The 6,676-nt window shown below is 40.9% G+C and carries 4 protein-coding genes; 1 reads left to right on the top strand and 3 read right to left on the bottom strand.

From position 1 onward, the window contains the following. Positions 1-336: 336 nt before the first annotated feature. Positions 337-1,233 (bottom strand): accessory Sec system S-layer assembly protein, encoded by an 897-nt coding sequence (locus CRO56_RS14940; RefSeq protein WP_097159415.1) that lies wholly within the window; start codon positions 1,231-1,233, stop codon positions 337-339. After that, positions 1,230-3,596, bottom strand: a complete 2,367-nt coding sequence (gene secA2, locus CRO56_RS14935) for an accessory Sec system translocase SecA2 (protein WP_097159414.1) — start codon at positions 3,594-3,596, stop codon at positions 1,230-1,232. Before secA2 ends, CRO56_RS14940 begins: the two co-directional genes overlap by 4 nt. A gap of 480 nt (positions 3,597-4,076) precedes the next feature. Here secA2 and CRO56_RS14930 point away from each other — a divergent pair, with 480 nt between their 5' ends. Continuing rightward, the gene (locus CRO56_RS14930; protein ID WP_097159413.1) at positions 4,077-5,117 is read left to right on the top strand and encodes a glycosyltransferase family 4 protein; all 1,041 of its coding nucleotides are present in this window, start codon (positions 4,077-4,079) and stop codon (positions 5,115-5,117) included. Between the two features lie 445 nt (positions 5,118-5,562). Here the strand turns inward: CRO56_RS14930 and CRO56_RS14925 are convergent, their stop codons facing one another. Further along, a complete protein-coding gene (locus CRO56_RS14925) occupies positions 5,563-6,582 on the bottom strand; it encodes an LCP family protein (RefSeq protein WP_179714296.1) in 1,020 nt (339 codons plus the stop codon). Positions 6,583-6,676: the final 94 nt, after the last annotated feature.

Here is a 6,676-nt window from a genome sequence, read left to right as displayed (position 1 = left end):
AAGGCAAAATTAAAAGGCATGAGTCCGGTTCAATACCGAAATCATGCCCAAGTAGCTGCCTAAATTTCTGTGTCTAACTTTTTGGGTTCAGATCATGATTGGGGGAGTGGTTTTTTTGTCTGGGGAAGTGAATGGAAGTGCCGGTTGTGGTGTGTGCCGGACGGTAGATAGTGTCAGTTCGTGCCTGTTACGCCCCGAAATTTCCTGCAGTTTGTCGAAGGATGAAGGAGGCATGCACGAAACTGGAGGGGGAGGAATGCCCGAAACCGAGGGAGGTTCCACAACAACAAAAAAACCCACCAGACTCTCATCCAATGGGTTCATTCAAATATAAATTTATTGCCCTGCCACAGACACCATCCACCGTGCAGGTATTTCTTCCTCTACTACCAGCTCTGGCGGGAAGATGAAGGTCCATGGTTTTGATGTATTGGCTTTGACGACCATGTTTGGCAGTTCGAATTGACCTTTTGCTACAACCTTGCCGTCGCCGCTCATAACTTGTAGCGGGAGCTGTGAAACAGTGATATCTTGGCTGTTTCCGTTGCGAAGGAAAACGGTTGTTGCGAGTCGGCCATCCTCTAGTTTTTTCAATTCTAAACCAGTTAGGTTAAATTCATTTTTCCCTAAGGCAGGGAGTTTATTTATAATTTCATTTAACTTTTTAACCTGATCTTCATTCACATGTTCTTTCCAGCTTGGGTCTAAATCCAGTTGATGCTGTCTCATTGTATTTAGATTAAAGGCAAGTCTCCAGTTTTCTTCAGGAAGCTCGTCTGCTTTTACAGCGGACTTTGGAAACTTAAATACCCAAGGACGGCTTGAGTTGGCTGGCAGTTTTCCAAGTTCCTCGAAGTTGAAAAAGTGTCTAGCCAGGATTTGATCTTTTTCGTCTAATAGCAGTAATTCGATTTCATGAAGCAGTACCTCATTCGGTAAGCTGTTACGAACGAATGCAGTGACTAAAACCTCATCATTTTCTCTGTCAATTTCAATACCGGCGAGAGAGATTTGATTTGGTTTTAATGGATCTAGGTCATTATTTAAAAAGCGAAATACATATTGTTTTTCTGGGCTAATATTCCATGATGGATGAATGGAAAGCTCAGGGTGAATTTCTTCCTCGATCCCGGTTTTTCCATTCTCCAATTGCAATTCATCTGATGAGAAAGAAGAATCCTTACCCTTCTTCTTTAAGTTTCCATCCTTTTTCTTATTGAAAAAAGGGATCATTGTTCTACCTCCGATTCTTGTTTCAATGCTCTGATTAGATTGGCCATATTAAGCGAGATTTCTCTTTCAATTGTAGCATACATTCTTGAAAAGAGCTCAAGGCCTTCTCTGGCATATATACGAACCGGATCTTCCTGCTGATAATAGCGAAGGCCAATGCCTTCTTTTAATCGAGTCATGTTTTCTAAATGACGGATCCAATAATGGTCGATCACATTTAGCATTGTGAAGCGCAGAGAGTATTGAGCAGTCTCATTATACTCGTCTGCTAGTACTTCCGTTTTCCACTCGTTGTAGATTGGTTTTAGTTGTTTCCATATATCTTCAATGTCATCCACATTTTCGTCATGAATATCTAATTCAACATGCAGTAGCTGTTGAACGATCCGTTTTAGCCGTTCAAAATTCCATTCAACCGGATCCTCATCCTCAGGACACGTTTCTTCAAGCGAATGCTTTAATGCGGCTTCGAAGATATCTACACCGAGCGGGATCAGGTTTTCTTCGTCTAAAACACGATTTCGAAGTTTATAAACTATTCCTCTTTGTTCATTAATGACATCATCCAATTTTAAATTGTACTCACGCATTGAGAAGTTAGCGCCTTCCACAATCCGCTGAGTTCGTGTCACTAATTCATCAACACTATAGTTTGTAATATAACCGATCTCGTCTACTTTCATCTTTTTGCGGAATTTTTCAACATCATCTTTGGCAAAACGGCGGAACATTTCATCTTCAATAGAAATAAAAAATTGAGATGAACCTGGATCTCCCTGACGTCCTGCCCGTCCTCGAAGCTGATTATCGATCCGGCGGGATTCATGTTTTTCTGTTCCTAAAACATGGAGACCGCCGAGTTCGGCTACTCCTTCACCAAGCATAATATCGGTTCCGCGGCCAGCCATATTGGTAGCGATTGTAATCTGGCCTTTTTGACCAGCAGCAGAAATTAATTCAACTTCCTGCTCAACACTTTTAGCATTTAATAATTCGAATTTTAAACCAGCTTCTTTTAAATACTGTGCCACCTTTTCGGATTGAAGGATTGAGGTTGTACCGATTAAGATTGGCTGTCCCGTTGAATGACGTGCCTTTACTTCTTCAACAACGCCTTTATATTTATCTTCAATTGTTGCAAAAACCATATCGTTTAAATCTTCACGAATAACAGGCATATTCGTTGGGATTGGGACAACTTCCATTCCGTATACTTGCAAGAATTCTTTTTCTTCCGTTTTCGCTGTACCTGTCATTCCTGCGAGTTTCGGATACATTCTGAAATAGTTTTGAATCGTGATGGAGGCTTGTGTTTTGTTTTCCTCTGTAATTTCAACGCCTTCTTTTGCTTCAATTGCCTGATGAAGTCCGTCACTAAGTGTTCGGCCATCCATAATTCGGCCAGTAAACATGTCGACTAACATAACTTTACCGTCTTTAATAATGTAGTCAACATCGCGTTTGAACATAACATGAGCGCGTACAGCCTGAATCATGTAATGATAAAGCGTTTGATGCTCTAACTCATACAGGTTGTCTACGCCAAAGGCTTTTTCAACCTTTTGAATTCCTACATCCGTCAAACTGGTAGCCTTTGTTTCATCATCAAATTCGTAGTCCACATCTTGTTCAAAGCGTTTTGCCAGTTTAGCTGCAATTTTATAAAGTTCTGGACTAGATTTCATTTTTCCCGCGATGATTAAAGGTGTTTTCGCTTCATCAATCAATACGCTATCCACTTCATCAATAATGGCAAAATGAAATGGGCGCTGAACACGGTCTGTTTTACTTCTGACCATATGATCACGGAGGTAGTCAAAGCCAAACTCCTGACCTACCCCATATGTAATGTCAGCATTATACGCCATTTGTTTTTGATCGGTTTCCATCATAGGAAGGTTGAGACCAACTGTTAGACCGAGGAACTCATGGATTTTACCAATAATCGAACGGTCACGGCGAGCTAGGTATTCATTCACTGTAATAACATGAACCCCTTTACCTTCTAGGGCTCGAAGATAACTCGGCAGGGAAGCAACTAACGTTTTACCTTCTCCGGTTGCCATTTCCGCAATATTGCCTTCGGTTAATACAAGACCACCGATCAGCTGTACATCAAAGTGTCGCATATTTAGGACGCGCTTTGAGGCTTCCCGGACAACCGCAAATGCTTCCACCTGGATATCGAAAATCGTTTTGCCGTTTTGCAGAGCTTCTTTAAATTCGATTGTTTTATCCCGAAGCTGCTGGTCCGAAAGCTTTGCAATTATTGGTTCCAAATTATTTATTTCGGTAACAAGCTTGTAATACTTTTTTAACTTTTTTTCTGGCTGATTCTTGGTATTCTTTAAAAAGGGCATCATGTATGTCCGCTCCTTATTGTTGAAAGGTTTCTCTAAAGAATAATCATACCAAATTACGCAGGTATTGACTACACGTCTAGCAAACTAGAAAAAATTGCAACTTATTTCGTTCGCGAACGTCTTATTAAAGAGGAATTTATTTTTCGGTATAGCGCGGTTTAAGGATGAGTCAAAAAGGGGAAATAATCAGGGGAATATTTCTACGTGGAAATTGTCCTTTTTTATGAAAATTTAAAAATATTAAATTTAAATTATAGAATTCTATTTTTAAATCTAGCATGCTATAATACCGATTAGGAGTGTCAAAAAAGACACTGGTAAATATTGAGAAGCATATTGGATATGCCTGATCCGTACTATGAAATAGTTTATAGTGCTGACATTCTTTAAGAGTTTTACCAAAATAACAACAGTTTATGCACATTCTTTCGAAATGATTACAAATACATTTGGATATGCTAAGTATCAGGGAGGTATATCATGGTTGATGTTTATGTCACCTTAGCAATTTGCTTTGTTGCCTCGATCGTTCTAACACCGTTAGTCAAACGTTTTGCGATAAAAATTGGAGCAACAGATAAACCGAACCAACGAAAAGTTCACCAAAAAATCATGCCTCGGCTCGGAGGCTTGGCGATATATTTAAGCTTTATCATCGGCGTTCTCATCGTAAAGCCAGAAGATGTTTACGCAGCACCTATCCTAATCGGGAGTGTCATTATTATCATCACTGGATTTTTGGATGATATGATTGAGCTTTCGGCGAAGTGGAAATTGCTCGGGCAAATTGCAGCTGCGGTTGTAGTTGTTCTCGGTGGTGTAAGAGTTGATTTCATCAACTTACCATTTGGCGGAGAAATTCAATTTGGCTTTATGAGTATTCCGCTTACGATTTTTTGGATCGTAGCCATAACCAATGCGATTAACTTAATCGATGGTTTGGATGGATTGGCAGCAGGCGTATCGTCTATTGCTTTGATCACAATTTCTGGTATGGCCTTCCTAAAAGGCGATGTTTTCGCAATGACAATGGGACTCATTGTTGTAGCTAGTACCATTGGGTTCTTGTTCTACAACTTCCATCCAGCGAAAATTTTCATGGGTGATACCGGTGCGTTGTTTTTAGGTTATATGATCGCTGTTCTATCGCTTCTCGGATTTAAAAACGTTACAGCGATTTCGTTAATCATACCGGTTATTATACTCGGTGTTCCAATTTCTGATACACTCTTTGCCATCATTCGGCGAATCGTGAATAAAAAGCCATTATCAGCACCCGATAAATCGCATTTGCATCACTGCTTGCTAAGGTTAGGCTTTTCCCATAGACAAACCGTACTACTCATTTATGCAATGGCAGCGATGTTTAGCTTAGCGGCTTTCATTTTCTCCATGTCCACAATGTGGGGAGCGGTGATCGTAGGATTCTTAATCCTCTTTGCCATCGAAATCGTCGTCGAGCTAACAGGACTCGTAGGCAAAAACTACAAACCATTGCTTAAAATGATTAGAAACCGATGAACTAATGAGCCCCGCAGGGAAACTACCTGCGGGGTTTTTTTACTTAATGGGGAATAGAGATCTCTTATGTTAGTCTCGGTTTAGACTGGTGATTTCTTACAGTTTATGTGCCGTTGCGGGAAGTATTTGTGCCGTTCTTTGTCGTTTATGTGCCGTAGCGCGTGGTTTATGTGCCGTCCTGCGCGGTTTATGTGCCGTTCTTCGTCGTTTATGTGCCGTAGCGCGTGGTTTATGTGCCGTCCCGCGTGGTTTATGTGCCTCTAGCGCGTTGTTAATGTGCCGCCCCGCGTCGTTAATGTGCCGCCCTGCGCGGTTAATGTTCCGTTCCGCGTGGTTTATGTGCCGCCCCGATTTCTATTTTTTCATTACATTGATTTTTTCAATAAACCAGTGAAAGAACAAAAAAACAGCGCCCTATCAAATAGAGCACTGTTTATCTTTATGATTAATTCGTTAAATCCTCGTCATCACTCTTGGCAACTGATGTGCCTTCTAATTCTAAATGCGTCTGCAGCACAGCCTTTAATTCTGCAAGGGCTGCTTCATCTAACTGATAGTAATACGCTCCATTAATCATTGAATCTGAACCTTTTAGCTGGAGGTTTTCGATTTGAAGATCTCCGCTTAAGGCGTAGTTCACAAATGATTTCATCTCATCAAAGGTTAGATTGGTTTTTGTATTGGCTGAGATGTCTCTCATGATTTCTGGATACTTCGTGATAGCTCCAACGGAAACCGCTTTGTCCAAAATAGCTTTTAAGATTTCCTGCTGGCGTTTGCCGCGTTCCATATCGTTATCAAGTTTACGAGTACGGGCGAGGGCTAACGCTTCTTCACCATTTAATTCCTGCATACCAGGGAGGAGGTGAATTGCCTCTCTGTTGTCTTCTGCATCTTTTTCCCAGATTTCATATGGCACTTCAGCTTCAATACCGCCTAACGCATCTACAACATCCATAAACGCATAGAAGTCTAAACGGACATAGTAATCAATTGGAATTTCTAAAAGCTCTTCAACGGTTTGCATAGTCAAGGATGGTCCGCCATATGCATGGGCGTGGTTAATTCTTGTGTAGTATCCGACTTCATCGATGTATACATAAGAATCACGCGGAATGCTGACAAGCTTAACGGTTTTATCCTCGACGTTAAACGTCGCAAGCATTAATGCATCAGAGCGAGTTGCTTCCCCATAGTCACGGCTTTCACTGTCATCGACTCCAATGAAGAGAACGGACACATTATCTTTCTCGGGATTAACAGCTTCCTTCCGATACTTCGTCTCCCGGTTAAAATCTTCATCATAAGATTCCTCGGCTGACGTTTTGGCAACATTATATAAGTAAGCCAAATAGGCGGAAGATCCGACTGCTAGGACTAAGAGTGGAACAAGCACCCAAAGAAAGACTCTTTTGCGTTTTCGCTTTTTTTGTTCCATCCTAAAGCGATGTCTATTTTGATTCATTTACAGTTCTCCCTTTCCAAAGAGAAATGCCTCTTTTCTATTTAATTTCGAGGCTCTTTTCGAAAAAAACAAAAAATCGTACTTAAAACTATAC

Origin of the sequence: Bacillus oleivorans (genome assembly GCF_900207585.1) — a bacterium.
Taxonomy (GTDB): Bacteria; Bacillota; Bacilli; order Bacillales; family JC228; genus Bacillus_BF; species Bacillus_BF oleivorans.
Note: the sequence above shows the minus strand (reverse complement) of the source record. Positions and strands in the feature narration are given on the sequence as shown.

Bases quoted from the DNA above. Each gene is read 5' to 3' on its own strand.
- CRO56_RS14925 (WP_179714296.1), bottom strand. From the start codon at position 6,582: ATGAATCAAAATAGACATCGCTTTAGGATGGAACAAAAAAAGCGAAAA.
- CRO56_RS14940 (WP_097159415.1), bottom strand. From the start codon at position 1,233: ATGATCCCTTTTTTCAATAAGAAAAAGGATGGAAACTTAAAGAAGAAG.
- CRO56_RS14930 (WP_097159413.1), top strand. From the start codon at position 4,077: ATGGTTGATGTTTATGTCACCTTAGCAATTTGCTTTGTTGCCTCGATC.
- secA2 (WP_097159414.1), bottom strand. From the start codon at position 3,596: ATGATGCCCTTTTTAAAGAATACCAAGAATCAGCCAGAAAAAAAGTTA.